Here is a 20,179-nt window from a genome sequence, read left to right on the forward strand (position 1 = left end):
GAGAAACGGCCATGAAAAAGATCTTGCTTGTCATAGCCCTGCTTGCCGGACTCGCGCAAATGACGTTGCCGAGCACGGCGCACGCGCAGGTCACCACGGCACGTACGCTCGTGCTATACGATAACCCGGCCAACGACCCGTATTCGAAGCTTGGCCTGATGTACAGCATCATGTTGAGGAACCTGCTTGGCCATTTCAACGCGACGGTCGATCTGGTTCCGATACAGAACTACACGTCCGGAATGGTCACGAATCACGACGTCACGTTCTACATCGGCGATTACTACAACAACCCGATTCCGACGGCGTTCATGAGCGACGTGATGACCACCACGAAGACCGTGGTCTGGTTCAAATACAACTTGTGGCAGCTTGCATGGAACACGGCCTACACCTTCAACCAGACCTTCGGGTTCAGCTTTCTCGGCATTGCCGGGTTGAATGCGCCGCCTTCGTCGAGCAATCCGAACCCCGGCTTCTACGACACGGTCACGTACAAGAACCTGCCGATGGTCAAGTACTACGCGTATAACGCGTCGACCGGCGCGATCAGTGCGGACCCGGAGGTCGGGCTGACCCAGATCGTCGATGCCACCAAGGCGCAGGCACTCGTCACCATCAAGAACAGCAAGAGCGGGGCGACCACGCCATACGTCGTGCGCTCGGGCAAGTTCTGGTATTTCGCGGATATGCCGTTTTCCTATATCGGCCCGACGGATCGGTACCTGGTGATATGCGACATCCTGCACGACATCCTGCAGACCAATGCACCGGTAAATCACCGTGCTCTCGTACGTCTGGAGGACCTTGACGCGTATACAACGACGAGTTCGATGAGAAAGCTCTCGGACTTCCTGTACTTGAAGAGGATTCCGTTCACGATGGCCACCATTCCCGTGTATACGGATCCGAACGGCTATTACACCGGCGGCGTCCCGCAGACGATCCATCTTGCGCAGGCAACGGGTCTCAAGAGTTCGCTGAACTACGCGGTCGCGCGCGGCGGTTCGATCGTGGTGCACGGCCTTACGCACCAGTACGATTCGACGCCGAATCTTCTGACTGCGGTCAGCGGCAGCGACTACGAGTTCTGGTATGCGGTGCAGAACCGCCCCGTCGATGAGGACTCCGTTCAATGGGCGGCAGGCAGAATGGCCGAGGGCATCCTCGAGTTCACGACCAACGGCTACAAGGTCGTCGGCTGGGCCGCGCCGCAGTACCAGATGTCGCCGATGGCAGCGGCGGCCACGGCCCTCACGTTCCCGACGACGTTCCAGCGGGCCGTCTACTACACCGCGACCAAGCCGCAACTCGGAACGGGGGCGCCCAACCAGGACTTTTCGGCCGGGCAGTTCTTCCCGTACATCATCAACGCCGATTACTACGGGCAGCGGATCATCCCGGAGAACCTGGGCAGCATGCAGTACAACATCTGCAATATCGACCCATTCTCGTGTATCTCATACACATGGCAGCAGCTCGTTACCAATGCTCAATACGGTTTGGTGGTGCGGGACGGTTTCGCGTCCTTCTTCTTCCACCCGTACTGGCTTGAACCCGATCTCGGGTTACCGGCCTACCAGGACTTCCAGAGTCTGGTCAACAGCATTACGAATCTGGGCTACAAGTGGGTAGACGGCACGACTGCCAAGTGAGGCAAGTGTGGTGGTAACCTCGTGCGATCCGCATCGGAAATGCGGGTCGCACGTTTTGCGTTTGATCCGCTACGATGACGCGCGACAATGCTTGGGGAGAGCCAGCGATGACCACGTCCGCCATCCCGGCCGTGCGCAAAATTCAACAGCGTATGGGCCGGTTTCGACTGGCAGGCCGACCGCGTCGGCTCTCCAGCGCACCGCGTTCGCACCGCGCGGCGACGCTCGCGGCGATCGGCGCATCGCTCGTCGTGGCCGCATGCAGCTGGACGTCGCACGACGTTCACGCCGACGGAATCGTGTGGCAGGTGGACAACACGACGACGAATCCCGTCGGAAACTGGCAGATGCTCGGCGTACACGATCTGTTGATCCAATGGACCGTCGTGGACGATACCGCGTTCGTCGCCAACACCCGCATCCCTACCGCGGCGCGCCTTCCCGACTGGGAACGCATCGGTCGTGCGCCGTGGGCCAGAAACGTGATCCTGGGCCTGGCCGGCTACCAGGACGAAAAACGCGCGCGCACCCACCTGTCGACGCTCGCGGACCAGTCCGCGGAGGTGGCGCGCGTGCATCTGCCGCTGCATGTCACCGGTTACTACTTCCCGGTCGAAATCGATCCGACCTGGCAGGACGCGCCCAAGCTTGCCGAGATTCTGCAGCGACTGCCTCGTCCGCTTTGGGTGAGCGTCTACGACCAGACCAACGTCGGCGGAAAAACGCTGGCGGACTGGCTCGTAACGTGGCTGCCCGCGGACGTCGGGGTGTTCTTCCAGGACGGCTGCGGCGTCTATGCCCGCGAGCCGCAGGTCGCGCGCACCTACCTCGACGAGCTGGCTTCACGCCTGGGCAAATGGCGCGTGCGGGTCATCGCCGAGGCCTTTCGGCCGGCCGAGCATGGCGGATTCCGTTCAGCCAGCGCCGAGGAATTGAGCAGGCAGCTCCAGGTTTATCGCGGCTATCCGGTCTATCTGTTCGATGGTCCCCACTATGTGTCGGACGACCTCATGCGCGAACTCAAAAACCGGACGGCCAAGCCGCACCCGGTCGGACCTGGCGGTACGGAGCGCTGAGTCTGCTTCACCCCGGTAAACAGCGGCGGGCAAGGGGCGCGCGCGCCGAAACAATCGGCCGGACTGGATCGCCGCGACAACCCCATTTGATGACCAAACCGCAAGACCTAGTGCATAGATATCGTTTGCCGCGGCCTTAATGACTATCGACAATCGTGGCTCGAATTCGCCGCCGTGGCGCCAGAAGCGCCCCGGCGGCAGGCACCTGGCGGCTATCCCGGCCGTCCGCGCCATCCTGCTCACGACGACATGTACGCGTTCACGCCCTCATTCCAGAATCCCTCCGGCTCGCCGATCCGCGAGTTGTTCAAGTACCTGTCCGAACCGGGCATGATTTCGTTCGCTGGCGGCTATCCGGCCAGCGACCTGTTCGACGTCGACGGCCTGAACAAGGCCGCCGAACGCGCATACGCGCAGCCCGTGCGCTGCCTGCAATACGGCCCGACCGACGGCCTCGCCGAGTTGAAGCAGCAACTGATCGCGTTGATGGCGCGTCGCGGCGTCGCGTGCACGCCGGCCGAACTGCTCGTCACGACCGGCTCGCAGCAGGGCCTCGACCTGCTGCTGCGCGTGATGGTGTCGCCCGGCGACGTCGTGCTGACCGAACAGCCGGCTTACCCGGCAACGCTGCAGGCGCTGCGTCTGCAGCAGGCGCGCATCGTGACGATTCCGGTCGATGGCGAAGGTGTCGACGTCGATCGTCTCGGCGAACAACTCGCGTCCGGCGCGATCGCGCAGCCGAAACTGCTCTATACCGTCCCGACCTTCGCGAACCCGACGGGCGCGACGCTCACGCGCGAACGCCGGCTGAAGCTGCTGCGTCTCGCGGTGCAATACCGTTTCCTGATCGTCGAAGACGATCCGTATGGCGACCTGCGCTTCGCGGGCGAAGCCGTGCCGTCGATGCTCGCGCTCGCCGGCGAAGTGGACGGCGCGCGCGACTGGATCGTGCATTTCGCGAGCCTGTCGAAGATCGTCGCGCCCGGGCTGCGCGTGGGCTGGACGATCGCGCCGGCCGAAATCGCGCGGCGCTGCGTGATCGCGAAGCAGACGGTCGATCTGTGCAGCTCGCCGTGGACGCAGGCGGCCGCCGCTGAATACCTGTCCGACGGCGCGCTCGAACGCCATCTGCCGCGCATCACGGCCGCGTACCAGCGCAAATGCGACGCGATGTGCGACGCGCTGCGCGACGGTTTCGGCGATGCGATCGAATTCCATCGCCCCGAAGGTGGGATGTTCGTGTGGGCGCGGATCGGCGCGGTGTCGTCGGACGTGCTGCTGCAACACGCAATTACAAACAAGATCGTGTTCGTACCCGGCAACGCGTTCTTCGCGGACAACGTCGACGCGGCATCGCTGCGCCTGTCGTTCGCCGCGCCGGACGTCGACGCGATCCGGGAAGGCGTCGCGCGCCTCGTGCGCGCGTATGGTGCGGCGCTGGCCGCGTGAGGAGACGTGAACGTGACTATCACCGTCAACGACACAATATCGATGGGCGCGGCGCCAGGTGCTGGCGATAACCGACCGGCAAAGCATCGCTCGTCGCAGATCAGTGCGGGACCGCAGTATGTGGCCGACGTGCTGGGCCGGTTCGGTGCGGAGCCGACGACCGATGCCGGCGATGCGGCGCCGGTCGTGCTCGGCTACAACTGAACGGCACGCAGGCGGCGGCCGCATCGCACGCGAGCCGTCACCGGAGCAAACGGTTAAGCTTGCGCGATCGAAACACGTGCGATCGCCGCTGCCCGTCATGTCCGACTCAACTTCCGAATCGCTCGCGCAAACGTACGACCGCCTGTGGTCCTGCCTCGAATCCGGCGTCGGCGTGCAGCGCTCGCCGTTCACGATGCTGCAGGCGGCAACGCTCGGCCTCGATGGCGCGCCGAAGGTGCGTACGATCGTGCTGCGCCAGGCGAGCCGCGCCGATCGCATGCTGTCGTTTCATACCGATGTGCGTTCGGAGAAGGTCGCGGAGCTGCGCCGCGATCCGCGCATCTCGATCGTCGCGAGCGATCTCGATGCGCTCGTGCAGATTCGCGCGGAAGGCGTTGCGTCGATCTGCGACGACGAAGCGCAGCGGCGCGCGATCTGGCAATCGAGCCGTCCGCATACGCTGCTGCTGTATCGCGCACCGTTGCCACCCGGCACGCCGGTCGAGTCGCCTGAAGCAGCGCATGTTTCGGCGAGGCAAGACACCGCGCCTTCCGGCGACGGCTATGAAAACTTCTGCGTGATCCACATGACCGTCACGCGCATCGACTGGCTCGAACTCGCACGCGCGGGCCATCGCCGAGCGGTATTCGATCTGCAAGAAAGCGGCTGCGAAGGCCGCTGGATCGTCCCCTGATCCGGACGAAGGCCGGTCAAGGCCGCTCGTCCGCCGCCGCCTGCCCGATCATCCAGTCGCGCATCATCACGATCGCATCGTCGTCGCGGCGCTCGGCCGGATACACGAGATAGAACCCCACCGACAGCGGAAACGCGAAATCGAACGGCTTGCACAGCCGGCCTGCCGCGATATCGCGCTCGACCAAGGGATCGGTTGCGAGCGCGATGCCCTGGCCGGCAACGGCCGCATCGATCGCGAGCGACGTCTGGTTGAAGCGCAGCCCCTTGTGCGGATCGATATCGACCGGCTCGGGCATCGCTTCGATGAACTCGGGCCACAGGTCGTGTGCGTCGTGCAGCAGCACGTGGCCCGCGAGCGCACGCGGCGACGCGGGCGCGGCCAGCAGCGCGGGGCTGCACACGGCGCATACATCGAGCGGAAACAGCGCATGCGCGGCGAGATGCTTGCCGAACGGCGGCTTGCCGTAGCGGATCGCGAGATCGACGCCATCGTGGCGGAACGTCGCGAGCTGCTGGTCGGCGATCACGCGCACGTCGTAGTCGGGATGCGCGTCGGTGAACCGCGCGAGCCGCGGGATCAGCCACTTCGACGCGAACGACGGCGTCGTGCTGATCGTCAGCGCCGCGCGCCGCTTCACGAGCTTGTCGGTTGCATCGGCGATCGCGTGCAGCGCGCGCTGCACGTCGGAGAAATACGCGGCGCCGTCGTGCGTCAGCGCGAGGCCGCGCGGCAGGCGCTCGAACAGCTTCAGGCCGAGCACGTCCTCGAGGTGGCGCACCTGTTGCGCGACCGCGCCTTGCGTGACGCCGATCTCGTCGGCCGCGGCGCGGAAATTGAGGTGCCGCGCGGACACTTCGAATGCACGAAGCGCATTCAGCGGCGGCAGGCGGGAAGGGCGGGGCGGCATTGTCAGGCTGTAGAAAAACTATCGTCTGGAGGCAGAAATACTGGTTCGACAGTCGTCTGCGATGCGCCTACATTACCACCATGGCGCGCCGAATGGCGGCTGCGCGGCGGCAGGTTTCGAGCGAGGGAGCAGATCGTGACTGTAGAAAAAGTGGCGTTGATCACGGCAGCAGGCAAGGGCATGGGCGCGGCGATCGCGCGCGAACTGGCGGCGACGGGTTACCGCGTCGCGCTGATGTCGCCGTCGGGCAGCGCGGTGGCGCTCGGCGAGGAGCTGGGCGGGTTCGGCATCCAGGGCTCGGTCACCGAAGAAGCCGATATCGACCGGCTCGTGCAGGAGACGGTCGCGCGCTACGGCCGGATCGACGCGGTCGTGAACAACACCGGGCATCCGCCGAAGGGCGAACTGCTGGAGATCACCGACGACAACTGGCACGCGGGGCTCGACCTGATCCTGCTGAACGTGGTGCGCGTGATGCGCCGCGTGACGCCGATTTTCCAGAAACAGGGCGGCGGCGCGGTGGTCAACATCTCGAGCTTCGCGGCGGACGCGCCCGAGCAGCCGATGCCGGTGTCGTCGGCGCTGCGTGCGGCGCTGAGCGCGTGGACGCGTCTTTACGCGGAACGCTACGCGGCCGAGAACATCCGGATGAACGCGGTGCTGCCGGGCTTCATCGACAGCTGGCCGGAAACGCCGGAGATCGTCGCGCGCATTCCGGCCGGCCGCTTCGGCAAGACCGGCGAGATCGCGAAGACGGTTGCGTTCCTGCTGTCCGACGGCGCGGGCTACATCACCGGGCAGAACATTCGCGTCGACGGCGCGATCGTCAACGCGCTCTGAGCGTCATGCGGGCGAGCGGCGGCGCGGGCCGCTCGCCGCGCCGCAAATACAAACGCGTACAAATCAGACAAATCACGGATACATCAGACCTTTCAAATGGGCGACGCCGCGTGACCGGGGCGCACCGGATTGAAAGCCAGGGCGCGAGCGGGCGCGCGGCATGTTCACTTTCCACTTCACGAAAGGAGATGCCGAACGATGTCTTCCACACCGTTTTCCCCGATGCGTCGCCACCTGCTGGCCACTTCCGTGGCCGCCGGGGTATCGGCGATGCTACCCACCGCGCTGCATGCCGCGACCGGCGGCAGCGGCATACGCCCGTTCACCGCGCACATTCCCGATGAAGCCGTGGCCGACCTGCGCCGCCGCATTGCGGCGACGCGCTGGCCGGGCCGCGAGACCGTCGCCGACGAATCGCAGGGCGTGCGGCTCGCGCGCATGCAGGCGCTGCTGCGCTACTGGGGCACCGACTACGACTGGCGCAAGGGCGAGGCGCGCCTGAACGGTTTCCCGATGTTCATCACGGAAATCGACGGGCTCGACATTCATTTCATCCACGTGCGCTCGCGGCACGCGAACGCGATGCCGATGATCATGACGCACGGCTGGCCCGGTTCGATCTTCGAGCTGCTGAAGGCGATCGGCCCGCTGACCGACCCGACCGCGCACGGCGCGAGCGCGGACGACGCGTTTCATGTGGTCGTGCCGTCGCTGCCGGGTTTCGGTTTTTCCGGCCGGCCGACGCAGACGGGCTGGGGTTCCGACCACATCGCGCGCGCGTGGGGCGAGCTGATGGCGCGGCTCGGCTATACGCGCTTCGTGTCGCAGGGCGGCGACTGCGGCTCGGTGATCTCGCACCGGATGGCGATGCAGCGCGTGCAGGGCCTGGCCGGGATTCACGTGAACATGCCGGCGACGGTGCCGCCGGATATCGCGACGCTGCTCGCGACCGATTCGCCCGCGCCGGCTTCGCTGTCGCCGAAGGAGAAGGCCGCGTACGAGAAGCTCGCGACGTTCTATCGCGACAACTGCGGCTACTCGGCGATGATGGTCACGCGTCCGCAGACGGTCGGTTATGCGCTCGCCGATTCGCCGTCCGGTCAGGCCGCGTGGATGTACGACAAGATCTCGCAGTGGACGTACAGCGGCGGCGTGCCCGAACGCTCGATCCCGCGCGACGAGATTCTCGACGACATCTCGCTGTACTGGCTGACGAACACCGCGACGTCGGCCGCGCAGATCTACTGGGAGGATCACTCGAACAACTTCAATGCGGTGGATATTTCGCTGCCGGCCGCGATCACGGTGTTTCCGGGCGAGATCTACCAGGCGCCGCGCAGCTGGGCCGAGCGCAGCTATCACAACCTGATCTACTTCAACGAAGTCGACAAGGGCGGGCATTTCGCGGCATGGGAGGAGCCGGAATTGTTCGCACGCGAAGTGCGTGCCGGGTTCCGGCCGCTGCGTCGCGGGTAAGCGTGGGTTGAGCGGCGACCGCGGGCCGGTTGCACTTCGGCCCGCGGTCGCTTCGTTTCTACGCAATCGCCTGCAACGCCTGCGCAAACCGCTTGTCCGCCAGATACGCGACGTTGAACCGGCAATACGCAGACGGACGATCGGCTTGCGGCGAGAACACGGCGCCCGGTGCGAGGATCACGCCGCGCTCCAGCATCGCCTGCGCGAGCTGCATCGAATCGGGCCAGCTGGGCAGCGCGGCCCACAGATACAGGCTCTGCTCGCACGGCCGGTAGACTTGCGCGCCGAGACGATCGAGCGCAGCGAGCGCAGTGCCGGTCGCACGCCGCAGCTTCTCCTGAAGATGATTCGTATGCCTGAGAAAGTGGCCGTCGCTGACGATCGCGTCGAGCGTGCGTTCGCAGTATTCGGAGCTGCTGACGTGGGTCAGCATCTTCACGTCGGCGAGATCGCTCGCGAGCGCCGCGTTGCACGCGAGGAAGCCGACGCGCAGCGCGGCCGACACCGATTTCGAGAAGCTGCCGATATAGATGGTCCGGCGCAGCTGGTCGAGCGTCGCGATGCGCGTGAGCGAGCGCGGCCGCAAGTCGGCCAGCGCGTCGTCCTCGACGACGATCAGGTCGTGCGCGTCGGCGAGCTGCAGGATGCGGTGCGCCTTGGCCGCGCTCGTATCGGTCGCCGTCGGGTTGTGGCCGACCGACTGCGTGAAGAACAGCTTCGGCCGGTACGCGGCGATGTGTTCGGCCAGCTTCGCGACGTCGGGGCCGTCGATCTCGCGCGGCACGCCGACGATGTTCGCGCCGCTCAGCTTCAGCTTGCCGAACAGCGGGTAGTAGCCGGGATCGTCGACGAGCACGGTGTCGCCGGGGCGCACGAAGTAGCGCAGCACGAGGTCCATCGCCTGGTTCGCGCCGTGCGTGAGCACGATCTGCGCGGGCGGCGCCTCGATTTCGTAGCCGGCGAGCTTCTGCTGCAGCGACTGGCGCAGCGGCAGGTAGCCGAAGCGGCTGCCGTAGCGGAACAGCGATGCGGCACTCGTGCGCATGATGCGCTGCTGGTACTGGTTCAGCCGGGTTTCCTCGAGCCACTCGATCGGCGGAAACCCTTCGCCGAGATTGAGCACATCGGGCTTCACGTGCAATTGCTCGCGCATCAGCCACACGATGTCCATCGCGCGGTCGAGCGAACTCGGCTCGTCGACCTCGGGCGTGGCCGCCGCGCGCCGCGTGACGAAGAAGCCCGAGCCGCGGCGCGGCTCGATCAGGCCGTCGGCCGCGAGCATCTCGAACGCGCTGATCACGGTGTTCTTCGAACAGCCGGACGCCTCGGCGTATTCCCTGATCGAAGGCAGCTTCGCGCCGGCCGGCAACACGCCTTCCTCGATCTGTCTGGCGAGATTGTCCGCCATCGCGCCAGACAGGCTGGCTTTCGCACGCTGTTTCATCGCAATGTTCCGTCGGGCCGGCCCACTGTCATGGGTACGGATAGGTGGCTGTCTGCTTCGTCTGTACCTTTTCAATGGGTACAGCGTGACTATTATTCGGCTATCCGCTGCCTGCCGCAAGCGCGGACGGAGACACAGCGCCACCCCCAAACAGAACGACATCATGCCCATCGATTCCGCCTTGCCGAACTTCCGCTCGCTCACGCCCGAGCAACGCCTGTCCTACCTGTCCCGTACCGCCGGGCTCGACGATGTCGAGCACGCGCTGCTCGCGAAGCCCGGCGCACTGCCGCTCGATACGGCAAACGGGATGATCGAGAACGTGATCGGCACGTTCGAGCTGCCGATGGCGGTGGCCGGCTACTTCCGGATCAACGGCCGCGACGTGATCGTGCCGATGGCCGTCGAGGAGCCGTCGATCGTTGCGGCCGCATCGTATATGGCGAAGCTTTCCCGCACGGCCGGCGGCTTCCGCACGTCGAGCAGCGGGCCGCTGATGCGCGCACAGGTACAGGTGATCGGCGTCGGCGACCCGTACGGCGCGCGGCTCGCGATCCTGCGGCACGCGGCCGAGCTGATCGAACTCGCGAACAGCCGCGACAAGGTGCTCGTCGGCCTCGGCGGCGGCTGCCGCGACATCGAGGTCCACGTGTTCCCCGATACGCCGCGCGGCGCGATGGTGGTCGCTCACCTGATCGTCGACGTACGCGACGCAATGGGCGCGAATACGGTCAACACGATGGCCGAAACCGTCGCGACGCGCATCGAGGCGATTACCGGCGGCCAGGTACGGTTGCGGATACTGTCCAACCTCGCGGATCTGCGGCTGGCACGCGCGGAGGTACGGTACGCGGCCGACACGCTCGCGACCGACGACTATCCGGGCGAGGCGGTGATCGATCGCGTGATCGATGCGTACGTGTTCGCGGCGACCGACCCGTACCGCGCGGCGACGCACAACAAGGGCATCATGAACGGCATCGATCCGGTCGTGGTCGCGACCGGCAACGACTGGCGCGCGGTCGAAGCCGGCGCGCACGCGTACGCGAGCCGCAGCGGCCGCTATACGTCGCTGACGACGTGGGAGAAGGCCGCCAACGGCGACCTCGTCGGCACGATCGAGATGCCGATGCCGGTGGGGCTCGTCGGCGGCGCGACGAAGACGCATCCGCTCGCGCGTCTCGCGCTGAAGATCATGAACGTGACCTCCGCGCAGGAACTCGGCGAAATTGCGGTCGCGGTCGGGCTTGCGCAGAATCTCGGTGCGCTGCGCGCGCTCGCGACCGAAGGCATCCAGCGCGGCCACATGGCGCTGCATGCACGGAACATCGCCGTTGCGGCCGGCGCGACCGGTGCGGAGATCGACCGGGTCGCGCAGCAGATGGTCGCGGCGAAAGACGTGCGCGCGGATTTCGCGGTCGAGCTGCTGGCGGGCGGCAGCGGCGGCTGATGCGGCTGAAGCGCGGTACGCGCGCCGTATGTGGCGTGCGTGGCGTGCCGCGCCGGCGCGGCCGGCGACATATCAATCAAGGAGGAGACACATGGAACAGACCGGTTCAAGCGCCGTCGCACCCGCGCCGCATCGCGTGCGGCCGTTCGCGGGCGCCGATGCGTCGGCCGCGACGCTCGTCGAGGTGTGGGGCGACACCGTAGCCACGAAGCACCTCGCGTGGTCGGTCCTGCTCGGCATCTCGATCAGCCTCGGCGCGTTCGAGACCGGCCGGCTCGTGCTCGCGTCGTTCGTGCACGACGTGGCGATCGCGCGGGCATACGCGATGCTGATCGGCCTCGGCGGCTGCCTGCTGGCGGGCACGATCTGCGCGGTGCTGTTCAAGCCGAAGCGCACGGTGATCGAACATGCGGCGGGCGGCGCCGAACGCGACGAAGCGCTCCGGCAGCTTGCCGAAGCATCGGGCGGGCTCGGGTCGGCGAGCGACCTGTCGGCCAGCGCACGCGCCGAGATGGAGGAGCTCGGCCTGCTCGACCTGTTTGCGTCATACGATGCGTCGCCCGATCGCGCACGCGCGGGAGGTCGCTGATGGATGCGCTGCTGCATGCATTGCCGGCCGCGTTCGCGATGGGACTGCTCGGCGCGATCGTGTTCTCCGGCATCGGGCTGATTTCCGGTACCGACGAAACGACGACGATCGCGCCGCTCACGCTGCTCGTCGCGCTGCTCGGCGTGCCGCCCGCCGGCGTGTTCACGTTCTTCCTCGCGGGCGCGGTGGCCAAGCACATCACGCATTCGATCCCGACCGCGCTGCTCGGCATTCCCGGCGACACGATGGCCGCGCCGCTGCTGCAGCAGGCAACGCTGCTGCGCGCGCTCGGCGTGCCGCACATCGCGCTGCGCAAGATGATCTCCGGCGCGATCGTCGCCGCGTTCGTCGCGCTGCCGCTCGCCGTGCTGTTTGCGTCGCTGCTCGCGCCGTTCGGCGCGGCGATCGCGAAGGCCGCGCCGTGGGTGTTCCTCGCGGCGGCCGTCGGCATCGCGTATTTCTCCGCCGGGCGCTGGGCGTCGGTGCTGCTGCTGGTGCCGTTCGTGATGCTGGTGGTCGGGCTGCAGGCGCTGACGGGCCATTACGGCGTGAAGCTGAGCGTCAGCTACTTCCTCGGGATCGCGATCGGGCCGCTGGTTGCCGACCTGTTCTCGATCCTGTCGCCGGCCGAGCGGCGGCGCATGCGGCGCGACGGGCCGTCGACGTTCGTGCTCGCGCCTGACGTGAAAAGCTGGCGCGGCTATTTCCCGAATCCGCTGAAGGTGCTCGACCGCGAGCAGGTCGCGTGGACGGTCGGGACGGCCGCGGTGTCGAGCGCGACGTTCGTGTTCAGCCCGGTCGCGATGACGGTGCTGATGGGCGAGATCGTCGGTGCGCGCGTGCGTCATGCGTACCAGCGCCTGACGACCGTGATCGCCGCGCGTAACGGCGTGACCGAGGCGACCTACATCGCCGAGGCGCTGATCCCGCTGATCGCGTTCGGTTTGCCGCTGAGCCCGGTCGCGGCCGGCCCGGCCGCGCCGTTGTTCAATGCGCCGACGCGCTTCACGGTCGACGCGGCGAGCGGGCAGATCCACAACCTCCATACGCTGATGAGCTGGCCCGAGTTCCTTGGCTACGGGCTGCTGTCGATCCTGCTGGCCGCGCTGATCGCGTATCCGCTCGCGATGCACCACGCGCACCGCGCGGCATCGTTCGTCGCGAGAAAGCTGAGCCACGAAGCGATCATCGCGACCTTCGCGGGGTTGATCGTCGTGATCGGCGTATGGGAAGGGCAGTTGCTGGGGCTCGCCGTGATCGTGACGATAGGCCTGTTCGGCGGGATGCTGTCGCGCCTGTTCGCGTTCAACACGGGCGTGCAGTTCATGGGGTACTACGTCGCGGTGCTCAGCGTGCCCGCGATCGCCAAGCTGTTCTGACCCACCGGCGCACGGGGGCCGCGTGTGCCGCGCGGCCCGCCGAAAGCGTCGTTTCTCGGGCGATTTTTGAATCGCTGTGTGTCGTGTTCGCACACAGATACGTTGGGATACAAAGCCTCCGGATGGTTCGGATATAAAACCGGTGAAGCGATTCACACGGCTGCGCGGTGTCATGCGCTGCTGCTGCGAACGGCGATACCGGAGTGCCCGCACGTGCCGCGGGCCCCTTCCTTAGCGATCGACAATGGAGAACGAGTCATGCCTGATACCGTGAACACCCGCCGCCGCCTGATCCTGGGTACGGCGCTTGCGGGCCTGAGCCTCGCCGACCTCGGGTTCGGCAACCTGGCGCGCGCGCAGTCGGCGCCCGATGAATCGGCCGCGAAGGGGGCGGCAGGCGTTGCGTCGCTGGGCACGATCCACCAGATCGATGCGGGCGTGCTCAACGTCGGGTATGCGGACCTCGGGCCGAAGAAGGGCCCCGTCGTGTTCCTGCTGCACGGCTGGCCGTACGACATCTACAGCTACGCGGAAGTCGCGCCGCTGCTGGTCGCGGCCGGCTATCGCGTGATCGTGCCGTACCTGCGCGGTTACGGGTCGACGACGTTCCGCTCGGCCGACACGGTGCGCAACGGCCAGCAGGCGGTGACGGCCGTCGACATCGTCGCGTTGATGGATGCGCTGAAGATCGACCGCGCGGTGTTCGGCGGTTACGACTGGGGCGCGCGCACGGCCGACGTCATCGCGGCGCTGTGGCCGCAGCGCGTGAAGGCGTTGGTGTCGGTGAGCGGCTACCTGATCGGCAGCCAGGAGGCGAACCGCAAGCCATTGCCGCCGCAGGCGGAACTGCAGTGGTGGTATCAGTTCTATTTCACGACCGAGCGCGGCGAGCTCGGTTACGCGGCGAACCGCGATGCGTTCAACAAGCTGATCTGGCAGCTCGCGTCCCCGAAGTGGCAGTTCTCCGACGAAACCTATGCGCGCACGGCCGCATCGTTCCAGAACCCCGATCACGTGGCCGTCGTGATCCACAACTATCGCTGGCGCCTCGGGCTCGCGAAGGGCGAAGCGCAATACGACGACATCGAGCGGCGTCTCGCCGCCGGGCCGGCAATCACCGTGCCGACGATCACGATGGAAGGCGACGCGAACGGCGCGCCGCATCCGGACCCGGCCGCGTACGCGAAGAAGTTCACGGGCAAGTACCAGCACCGGACGATCAACGGCGGCGTCGGCCACAACCTGCCGCAGGAAGCGCCACAGGCGTTTGCCGACGCGATCCTGCAAGTGGAGCATCTGTGATGACGGCACGCAGTGGCATCCTGCGTCGCGGCACGGGCCGCGCGCTCGTCGCGGGCGCGTTGCTGGCCGGCTCGCTGTCGGCCAGCGGCACGGCCGCGTTCGCGGAACAGCCGAAACCGGCAGCGTCGCCGATCTACGGCGTGACGATCCCGCCCGGCTACCGGAAGTGGGAAATGGTCGCGCCGGCCGAAGAGGCCGCGCCGCTCGACGAGCTGCGCGTGGTGCTCGGCAACCCCGTCGCGATCCGTGCGCTCGAACAGGCGACGCTGCCGTTTCCGGACGGCACGATCCTCGTGAAGCTCGCATACAAGCGCAAGCAGTCCGACGAGTTCGCGTCGGCGACGGTGCCGGGCCAGGCGACGACGGTGCAGGTGATGGTGAAGGACTCGCGTCGTTATGCGTCGACGGGCGGCTGGGGCTTCGGGCGCTTCATCAACGGTGTGCCGGCCGATATCGGTCAGCATCAGACGTGCTTCGCGTGTCACCAGGCGCTTGTGAAGAATCGTGACTACGTGTTCACGCGGCTTGCGCCGTGACGTGACACGAAGCGACGGGTTTGACGAAAAGGCGTGCCGCGAGGCACGCCTTTTCTCGTGGTGCGTGTGTGTCGGGGACCACTTCGGCAGGCGGGTTTGTATCGCACTGTATCTGCGGCCGTTCCGGAAAAACTGGCATGCAGAAAGCACCGGTTTCGGAAACATGCCGGATACGTGGGCGGGTTCTACTGTCGACATGCAGGAAGCGTTCGATGCCAGACGTTTGCATCGGATGCCAAGTGATCGACACCCCAACTTCCGTCCAGGAGAACACTCATGAAAGCCGCCCGAATCCTCGCTGTTGCCGTCCTCGCCGCCATCCCCGCATTGTCGTTCGCCGATACCGGCCACGGCCTGACGCGTGCCGACGTGCGCGCCGAACTCATCCGGCTGGAACAAGCCGGCTACAACCCGGCCCGCAGCGATCCGCATTACCCGGAAGATGTCGCCGCCGCGCTGCAGGTCGCGCGTTCCGACCAGAACGGCCCGTCGAAGTCGCAGGACGACAACATGGCCGATGCGTCGACGCCCGCCAGCCATCGCGACGCGGCACCGGCGCGCGCCGCGCGGAACGCGGCCGACGACCTGTACGCACATTCGTGATCCGTTGCCGCGCCTGCCGCATGCAGGCGCGGCCGCCACTGCAGCACTTCACTTCATGTCGCAACACAACAGAGAAAGGAGCATGACGATGGCCGGTTCGATGAAACGGGTTCTGGTATCCGCCGCGGTGATCGGCGGACTGTTCGGTGCGGTCGCGGCGCAGGCCGCGCCGAAGGACGACCTGAAGGGCACGAATGTCGTGCTCGTGCACGGTGCGTTTGCCGACGGGTCGAGCTGGAACCGCGTGATTCCGCTGCTCGAGGCGCGCGGGCTGCACGTGGTGTCGGTGCAGAATCCGCTGAGCTCGCTCGCCGACGATGCGGCCGCGACGAAGCGCACGATCGACGAGCAGAAGGGGCCGGTCGTGCTGGTCGGCCATTCGTGGGCCGGCGTCGTGATCAGCGATGCGGGTAACGACGACAAGGTGAAGTCGCTCGTCTACGTCGCGGCATTCGCGCCCGACAACGGCCAGTCGATTGCCGACGTCACGCAAGGGCTGCCGGCACCGGCATGGGCCGGTGAACTGCGCAAGGACGCAGGCGGCTTCGCGCGGCTGTCGGACAAGGCGATCGCGCAGGATTTCGCGCCGGACCTGCCGCCCGCGCAGCAGCGCATCGTTGCGGCGACGCAGGGGCCGTGGTACGGCGGTTGCATTTCGGAGAAAGTCGCGCAGGCCGCGTGGCATGCAAAGCCGTCGACATTCGTCGTCGCGACGCAGGACCGGATGATCGATTCGAAGCTGCAGGAAGCGATGGCGAAGCGGATCGGCGCGACGGTCACGCGCGTGAACGGCAGCCATGTCGCGATGCTGAGCCAGCCGAAGGCCGTGGCCGACGCGATCATCGCGGCCGCGGAACGTGCAAAGCACGACGCACAGTAAGCGGATGAGGCGCCACGTTATCGCTGAAGCGTGGCGCCGCGAGTGATTGTGATGTCCTTCCACAAGGAGAAGTGATGACGCATCTCTGGCAACTGTCGGCAACCGCACTCGCGAAACTTGTGCGGCAACGAGAAGTGTCCGCGCGCGAAGTGGCGGACGCCGTGCTCGATCGTTTCGACGCGGTGAATCCGGCGATCAACGCGGTGATCGAACACCGGCCCGACGACGTGCGGCGGCAGGCCGACGAAGTCGACCGAGCGATCGCACGCGGCGACGATCCGGGCCCGCTCGCAGGCGTGCCCGTGACCGTGAAGATCAACATCGACCAGGCGGATTTCGCGACGACCAACGGCACGCGCCTGCAGGAGAACCTGATCGCGCGCGCCGACAGCCCGGTGGTCGGCAACATCAGGAAGGCCGGCGCGATCCTGCTCGGCCGCACCAATTCGCCGACGTTCGCGTTGCGCTGGTTCACGTCGAATCTCGTACACGGCCACACGCGCAATCCGCGCAATCCGTCGCTGACGCCGGGCGGGTCGAGCGGCGGCGCGGCAGCGGCCGTTGCCGCCGGGATCGGCCCGCTCGCACTCGGCACCGACATCGGTGGTTCGGTCCGTTACCCGGCCTATGCGTGCGGCGTGCACGGAATCCGGCCGTCGCTCGGGCGCGTGCCGGCGTTCAACGCGTCGTCGCCCGAACGTGCGATCGGCGCGCAACTGATGTCATCGGCGGGGCCGATCGCACGCACGATCGACGATCTCGCGCTCGCGCTGCGTGTGTTTGCCGCGCCGGACCCGCGCGATCCGTGGCACGTACACGTGCCGTTCGACGGGCGCGAAGTGCCGAAGCGTGCGGCGCTGTGCGTGCGCCCGGGCGGCTTGCAGGTCGTGCCCGAAGTCGAGGCCGCGTTGCGCGATGCCGCGCGCCGGCTCGTCGATGCGGGCTGGACCGTCGACGAGATCGACGATACGCCGCCGATGCGCGAGGCCGCGCTGCTGCAGGAACAGCTTTGGCTCGGCGACGGTTTCGATGCATTGTCGAACGCGGCCGCGAACGACGGCGATCCGGGTGCGGCCGCGGTGATCGCCGCGGTGCGCGGCAAGGTGCGCGACCTGCCGGCCGACGTGATCGGCCGCGCGCTGGTCCGGCGCACCACGCTGACACGGCAGTGGCGGCTGTTTCTCGACGCGTATGCGGTCGTGCTGCTGCCCGTTTCGTCGGAACTGCCGTTCCCCGACGATCTCGACCGGCAGGGACCGGACGGGTTCGAGCGTGTGTGGGAGGCGCAGCTCACGCTGCGCGCACTGCCCGCGATGGGGCTGCCGGGGCTGGCGGTGACGACGGCGCTCGTGGATGGCGTGCCGGTAGGCGTGCAGGTGGTCGCCGCGCATCATCGCGAGGATCTGTGTTTGCTCGCGGGGCGCGACATCGAAGCGCGCGGCGTACCGGTCGCGCCGGTCGATCCGGTGCAGTGATGGACTGACGGGCAAGCGAGTGCATCGGCGATGCCGTTCGGCATCACGCCGATGCGTGTCGCCTGCCGGTTGCATCCCTTCGAATCATCCACGCATGCGCGGCGCCGCATGCGCTCCATTTCGGATTCCATGACAACGCGCTGCACGCCGCGTTGCTCGCTTCCCGCCGTTCCTTTCAAAGCCCTTCGATGCATGACATCGAACGGTCATCGTCCCGCATTTCCCGCACGAATCCGAATCCGCGCCGATAGCGCGCGTCTGCTATTGCATTTCGCGCGCCGCTGATTAGGAAATGAATTTTTATTGGTTCTGCTTGCCCGGCCGCACTCGCATAGTGGCGCTGACGGCTATAGACAGCACGCAAGCTGCAACGGCCGCATTCCCGGTGTTTTTTGATCATACGAATCTGCGAAAACGAGGAAGTGTCATGACGGTTGCATTGGAAGAACGAACCGCTGCGCAGCAGGCGCTCGAAGACGCCCGTGCGGCGGCCGCGGCGGCCGGCACGCCCTACGCGGGCGGCGTCGCACCGCAAGCTGCATGGGCACTGTTCTCGGCCGGCGACGCGTTGCTGGTGGACGTGCGCACCGCCGAAGAACGGAAATTCGTCGGCCACGTGCCGGAGTCGCTGCATGTGCCGTGGGCGACCGGCACGAGCCTGACGCGCAACCCGCGTTTCGTGCGCGAACTGGAAGCGAAGACCGGCAAGGACGCGGTGGTGCTGCTCCTGTGCCGCAGCGGCAACCGTTCCGCACAAGCGGCCGAAGCCGCGACGAAGGGCGGCTTCACGCAGGTATTCAACGTGCTCGAAGGGTTCGAGGGCGACCTCGACGAAGGGCAGCATCGCGGCGGCCGCAACGGCTGGCGCTTTCGCGGCCTGCCGTGGGCGCAGGATTGATTCACGGCCGACAAGGGGAGAAGTCAGCATGGCCGCATTCGATATCGACGACATCGTTCAATCGCTGCAGACCGTTCGCCGCGCATGGCGCGAGAAGCAGCGTCGCTCGCTAGAACCGGGCGGGCGCGACCTGCCGGCACGCGAGGCGCTCGCGCAGATCGTCGGCGCGCTGAAGGGCGTGCTGTTCCCGATGCGGCTCGGGCCGCCCGACCTGCGCCAGGAGAGCGAGAACTTCCATGTGGCCCACGCGCTCGACGCGGCGCTGAACGCGCTGCTCGCGCAGGTGACGCTCGAATTGCGCTACGCGGCGCGGCAGCGCAACGCCGACGGGCCGCTCGACAACGTCGAAGGAGTCGCTTCGACGGCGGTGCAGGCGTTCGCCGCGCGGCTGCCCGAGATTCGCCGGCTGCTCGACAGCGACGTGCTCGCTGCCTTTCACGGCGATCCGGCGGCCGGCAGCGTCGACGAAGTGCTGCTGTGCTACCCGGGCATCCTCGCGATGATCCACCACCGGCTCGCGCATGAGTTGTACGGGCTCGGCCTGCCGCTGCTCGCACGGATCATCGCCGAGCAGGCGCATGCGGAAACGGGCATCGACATTCATCCGGGCGCGCGCATCGGCGCGGGTTTCTTCATCGACCACGGCACGGGTGTCGTGATCGGCGAGACGGCAATCATCGGCGAGCGCGTACGCGTGTACCAGGCCGTCACGCTCGGCGCGAAGCGCTTTCCGCGCGATGCGGCCGGCCATCTGGAGAAAGGGCTTGCACGCCATCCGATCGTCGAGGACGACGTGGTGATCTACGCGGGTGCGACGATCCTCGGCCGCGTGACGATCGGGCGCGGCGCGGTGATCGGCGGCAACGTGTGGCTCACGCAGGACGTGCCGGCCGGCGCGAACGTCACGCAGGCCGTGCTGCGCAGCGAAGCGAACGCCGCGCCGCGCGCGGCGGCGCGTGTCGCCTAGGAGGCGCGATGAGCGACCTCATTCATCACTTCGGCGCCAACGTGCGCAGGCTGCGCGAAGCGCGCACGTGGTCGCAGGAGCAGCTCGCCGAGCATGCGGGGCTGAACCGCTCGTATGTCGGTGAGATCGAGCGCGGCGAGGCGATCGCGTCGATCGTCACGGCCGACAAGATCGCGCGCGCGTTCGACGTGTCGATCTCGATGCTGCTGCCGGGCGCGTACGTCACCTGAGGCCGCCCCGTTTCCCTTTCGGTTGCACGACATGACGGCTATAGCATGTTGAGCCGGCAGGTGCGTGCTTCCGATAATCACCCAGCGTCATAAGCAATCCCGTTTTCCATCTTAAGAACCCG

The 20,179-nt window shown here is 66.8% G+C and carries 20 protein-coding genes; 18 read left to right on the top strand and 2 right to left on the bottom strand.

What is annotated here, in order from left to right; genetic code table 11:
• The first annotated feature begins 11 nt into the window (after positions 1–11).
• From KVT39_RS09820 to KVT39_RS09840, 5 genes are all read left to right on the top strand, one after another.
• Positions 12–1,655 (top strand): DUF2334 domain-containing protein, encoded by a 1,644-nt coding sequence (locus KVT39_RS09820; protein ID WP_034182002.1) that lies wholly within the window; start codon positions 12–14, stop codon positions 1,653–1,655.
• Between the two features lie 107 nt (positions 1,656–1,762).
• Complete coding sequence (locus KVT39_RS09825) at positions 1,763–2,731, top strand: hypothetical protein (protein WP_217588807.1); 969 nt, start codon at positions 1,763–1,765, stop codon at positions 2,729–2,731.
• 249 nt (positions 2,732–2,980) lie between these two features.
• Positions 2,981–4,180, top strand: coding sequence for a PLP-dependent aminotransferase family protein (locus tag KVT39_RS09830; protein WP_217588808.1), 1,200 nt, complete (start codon positions 2,981–2,983; stop codon positions 4,178–4,180).
• A gap of 12 nt (positions 4,181–4,192) precedes the next feature.
• A complete protein-coding gene (locus tag KVT39_RS09835) occupies positions 4,193–4,384 on the top strand; it encodes a hypothetical protein (RefSeq protein ID WP_217588809.1) in 192 nt (63 codons plus the stop codon).
• Between the two features lie 97 nt (positions 4,385–4,481).
• Complete coding sequence (locus tag KVT39_RS09840) at positions 4,482–5,078, top strand: pyridoxamine 5'-phosphate oxidase family protein (RefSeq protein ID WP_217588810.1); 597 nt, start codon at positions 4,482–4,484, stop codon at positions 5,076–5,078.
• Between the two features lie 16 nt (positions 5,079–5,094).
• Here the strand turns inward: KVT39_RS09840 and gcvA are convergent, their stop codons facing one another.
• Positions 5,095–5,988 (bottom strand): transcriptional regulator GcvA, encoded by an 894-nt coding sequence (gene gcvA, locus KVT39_RS09845; RefSeq protein ID WP_034182006.1) that lies wholly within the window; start codon positions 5,986–5,988, stop codon positions 5,095–5,097.
• 135 nt (positions 5,989–6,123) lie between these two features.
• Here gcvA and KVT39_RS09850 point away from each other — a divergent pair, with 135 nt between their 5' ends.
• Positions 6,124–6,828, top strand: a complete 705-nt coding sequence (locus KVT39_RS09850) for an SDR family oxidoreductase (RefSeq protein WP_105389760.1) — start codon at positions 6,124–6,126, stop codon at positions 6,826–6,828.
• 198 nt (positions 6,829–7,026) lie between these two features.
• The gene (locus KVT39_RS09855) at positions 7,027–8,304 is read left to right on the top strand and encodes an epoxide hydrolase family protein (RefSeq protein ID WP_034182008.1); all 1,278 of its coding nucleotides are present in this window, start codon (positions 7,027–7,029) and stop codon (positions 8,302–8,304) included.
• A gap of 58 nt (positions 8,305–8,362) precedes the next feature.
• Here the strand turns inward: KVT39_RS09855 and KVT39_RS09860 are convergent, their stop codons facing one another.
• Complete coding sequence (locus KVT39_RS09860; RefSeq protein WP_217588812.1) at positions 8,363–9,748, bottom strand: PLP-dependent aminotransferase family protein; 1,386 nt, start codon at positions 9,746–9,748, stop codon at positions 8,363–8,365.
• A gap of 163 nt (positions 9,749–9,911) precedes the next feature.
• Here KVT39_RS09860 and KVT39_RS09865 point away from each other — a divergent pair, with 163 nt between their 5' ends.
• From KVT39_RS09865 to KVT39_RS09915, 11 genes are all read left to right on the top strand, one after another.
• Positions 9,912–11,198: a hydroxymethylglutaryl-CoA reductase, degradative gene (locus KVT39_RS09865; RefSeq protein WP_217588813.1), complete on the top strand. Its 1,287-nt coding sequence runs from the start codon at positions 9,912–9,914 to the stop codon at positions 11,196–11,198.
• A 91-nt stretch (positions 11,199–11,289) separates the two neighbouring features.
• On the top strand, positions 11,290–11,787 hold the full coding sequence (locus KVT39_RS09870) for a hypothetical protein (RefSeq protein ID WP_217588815.1): 498 nt from the start codon (positions 11,290–11,292) through the stop codon (positions 11,785–11,787).
• The gene (locus KVT39_RS09875) at positions 11,787–13,166 is read left to right on the top strand and encodes a tripartite tricarboxylate transporter permease (protein ID WP_217588818.1); all 1,380 of its coding nucleotides are present in this window, start codon (positions 11,787–11,789) and stop codon (positions 13,164–13,166) included. The genes KVT39_RS09870 and KVT39_RS09875 overlap by 1 nt, the downstream gene beginning before the upstream one ends.
• Before the next feature lie 258 nt (positions 13,167–13,424).
• Complete coding sequence (locus KVT39_RS09880; RefSeq protein ID WP_217588820.1) at positions 13,425–14,468, top strand: alpha/beta fold hydrolase; 1,044 nt, start codon at positions 13,425–13,427, stop codon at positions 14,466–14,468.
• Positions 14,468–15,004, top strand: coding sequence for a cytochrome P460 family protein (locus tag KVT39_RS09885; protein ID WP_217588822.1), 537 nt, complete (start codon positions 14,468–14,470; stop codon positions 15,002–15,004). Before KVT39_RS09880 ends, KVT39_RS09885 begins: the two co-directional genes overlap by 1 nt.
• A gap of 276 nt (positions 15,005–15,280) precedes the next feature.
• Positions 15,281–15,607, top strand: coding sequence for a DUF4148 domain-containing protein (locus KVT39_RS09890; protein WP_217588824.1), 327 nt, complete (start codon positions 15,281–15,283; stop codon positions 15,605–15,607).
• Positions 15,608–15,695: 88 nt separating this feature from the next.
• A complete protein-coding gene (locus KVT39_RS09895; RefSeq protein WP_217588826.1) occupies positions 15,696–16,487 on the top strand; it encodes an alpha/beta fold hydrolase in 792 nt (263 codons plus the stop codon).
• A 74-nt stretch (positions 16,488–16,561) separates the two neighbouring features.
• The gene (locus KVT39_RS09900; protein WP_217588828.1) at positions 16,562–17,962 is read left to right on the top strand and encodes an amidase family protein; all 1,401 of its coding nucleotides are present in this window, start codon (positions 16,562–16,564) and stop codon (positions 17,960–17,962) included.
• Between the two features lie 427 nt (positions 17,963–18,389).
• Positions 18,390–18,860, top strand: coding sequence for a rhodanese-like domain-containing protein (locus tag KVT39_RS09905; protein WP_034182017.1), 471 nt, complete (start codon positions 18,390–18,392; stop codon positions 18,858–18,860).
• Between the two features lie 28 nt (positions 18,861–18,888).
• Positions 18,889–19,827, top strand: coding sequence for a serine O-acetyltransferase EpsC (gene epsC, locus KVT39_RS09910; RefSeq protein WP_034182018.1), 939 nt, complete (start codon positions 18,889–18,891; stop codon positions 19,825–19,827).
• Positions 19,828–19,835: 8 nt separating this feature from the next.
• Positions 19,836–20,057: a helix-turn-helix domain-containing protein gene (locus tag KVT39_RS09915; RefSeq protein WP_034182019.1), complete on the top strand. Its 222-nt coding sequence runs from the start codon at positions 19,836–19,838 to the stop codon at positions 20,055–20,057.
• The last annotated feature ends 122 nt before the right edge of the window (positions 20,058–20,179 follow it).

The organism is Burkholderia sp. GbtcB21, from assembly GCF_019091065.1.
GTDB classification, from domain to species: domain Bacteria; phylum Pseudomonadota; class Gammaproteobacteria; order Burkholderiales; family Burkholderiaceae; genus Burkholderia; species Burkholderia pyrrocinia_C.

Coding starts and splice junctions, on each gene's coding strand:
- KVT39_RS09900 (WP_217588828.1), top strand. CDS start 16,562: ATGACGCATCTCTGGCAACTGTCGGCAACCGCACTCGCGAAACTTGTG.
- KVT39_RS09830 (WP_217588808.1), top strand. CDS start 2,981: ATGTACGCGTTCACGCCCTCATTCCAGAATCCCTCCGGCTCGCCGATC.
- KVT39_RS09890 (WP_217588824.1), top strand. CDS start 15,281: ATGAAAGCCGCCCGAATCCTCGCTGTTGCCGTCCTCGCCGCCATCCCC.
- KVT39_RS09865 (WP_217588813.1), top strand. CDS start 9,912: ATGCCCATCGATTCCGCCTTGCCGAACTTCCGCTCGCTCACGCCCGAG.
- epsC (WP_034182018.1), top strand. CDS start 18,889: ATGGCCGCATTCGATATCGACGACATCGTTCAATCGCTGCAGACCGTT.
- KVT39_RS09860 (WP_217588812.1), bottom strand. CDS start 9,748: ATGAAACAGCGTGCGAAAGCCAGCCTGTCTGGCGCGATGGCGGACAAT.
- KVT39_RS09875 (WP_217588818.1), top strand. CDS start 11,787: ATGGATGCGCTGCTGCATGCATTGCCGGCCGCGTTCGCGATGGGACTG.
- KVT39_RS09870 (WP_217588815.1), top strand. CDS start 11,290: ATGGAACAGACCGGTTCAAGCGCCGTCGCACCCGCGCCGCATCGCGTG.
- KVT39_RS09905 (WP_034182017.1), top strand. CDS start 18,390: ATGACGGTTGCATTGGAAGAACGAACCGCTGCGCAGCAGGCGCTCGAA.
- KVT39_RS09820 (WP_034182002.1), top strand. CDS start 12: ATGAAAAAGATCTTGCTTGTCATAGCCCTGCTTGCCGGACTCGCGCAA.
- KVT39_RS09880 (WP_217588820.1), top strand. CDS start 13,425: ATGCCTGATACCGTGAACACCCGCCGCCGCCTGATCCTGGGTACGGCG.
- KVT39_RS09855 (WP_034182008.1), top strand. CDS start 7,027: ATGTCTTCCACACCGTTTTCCCCGATGCGTCGCCACCTGCTGGCCACT.
- KVT39_RS09885 (WP_217588822.1), top strand. CDS start 14,468: ATGACGGCACGCAGTGGCATCCTGCGTCGCGGCACGGGCCGCGCGCTC.
- KVT39_RS09840 (WP_217588810.1), top strand. CDS start 4,482: ATGTCCGACTCAACTTCCGAATCGCTCGCGCAAACGTACGACCGCCTG.
- gcvA (WP_034182006.1), bottom strand. CDS start 5,988: ATGCCGCCCCGCCCTTCCCGCCTGCCGCCGCTGAATGCGCTTCGTGCA.
- KVT39_RS09915 (WP_034182019.1), top strand. CDS start 19,836: ATGAGCGACCTCATTCATCACTTCGGCGCCAACGTGCGCAGGCTGCGC.
- KVT39_RS09895 (WP_217588826.1), top strand. CDS start 15,696: ATGGCCGGTTCGATGAAACGGGTTCTGGTATCCGCCGCGGTGATCGGC.
- KVT39_RS09825 (WP_217588807.1), top strand. CDS start 1,763: ATGACCACGTCCGCCATCCCGGCCGTGCGCAAAATTCAACAGCGTATG.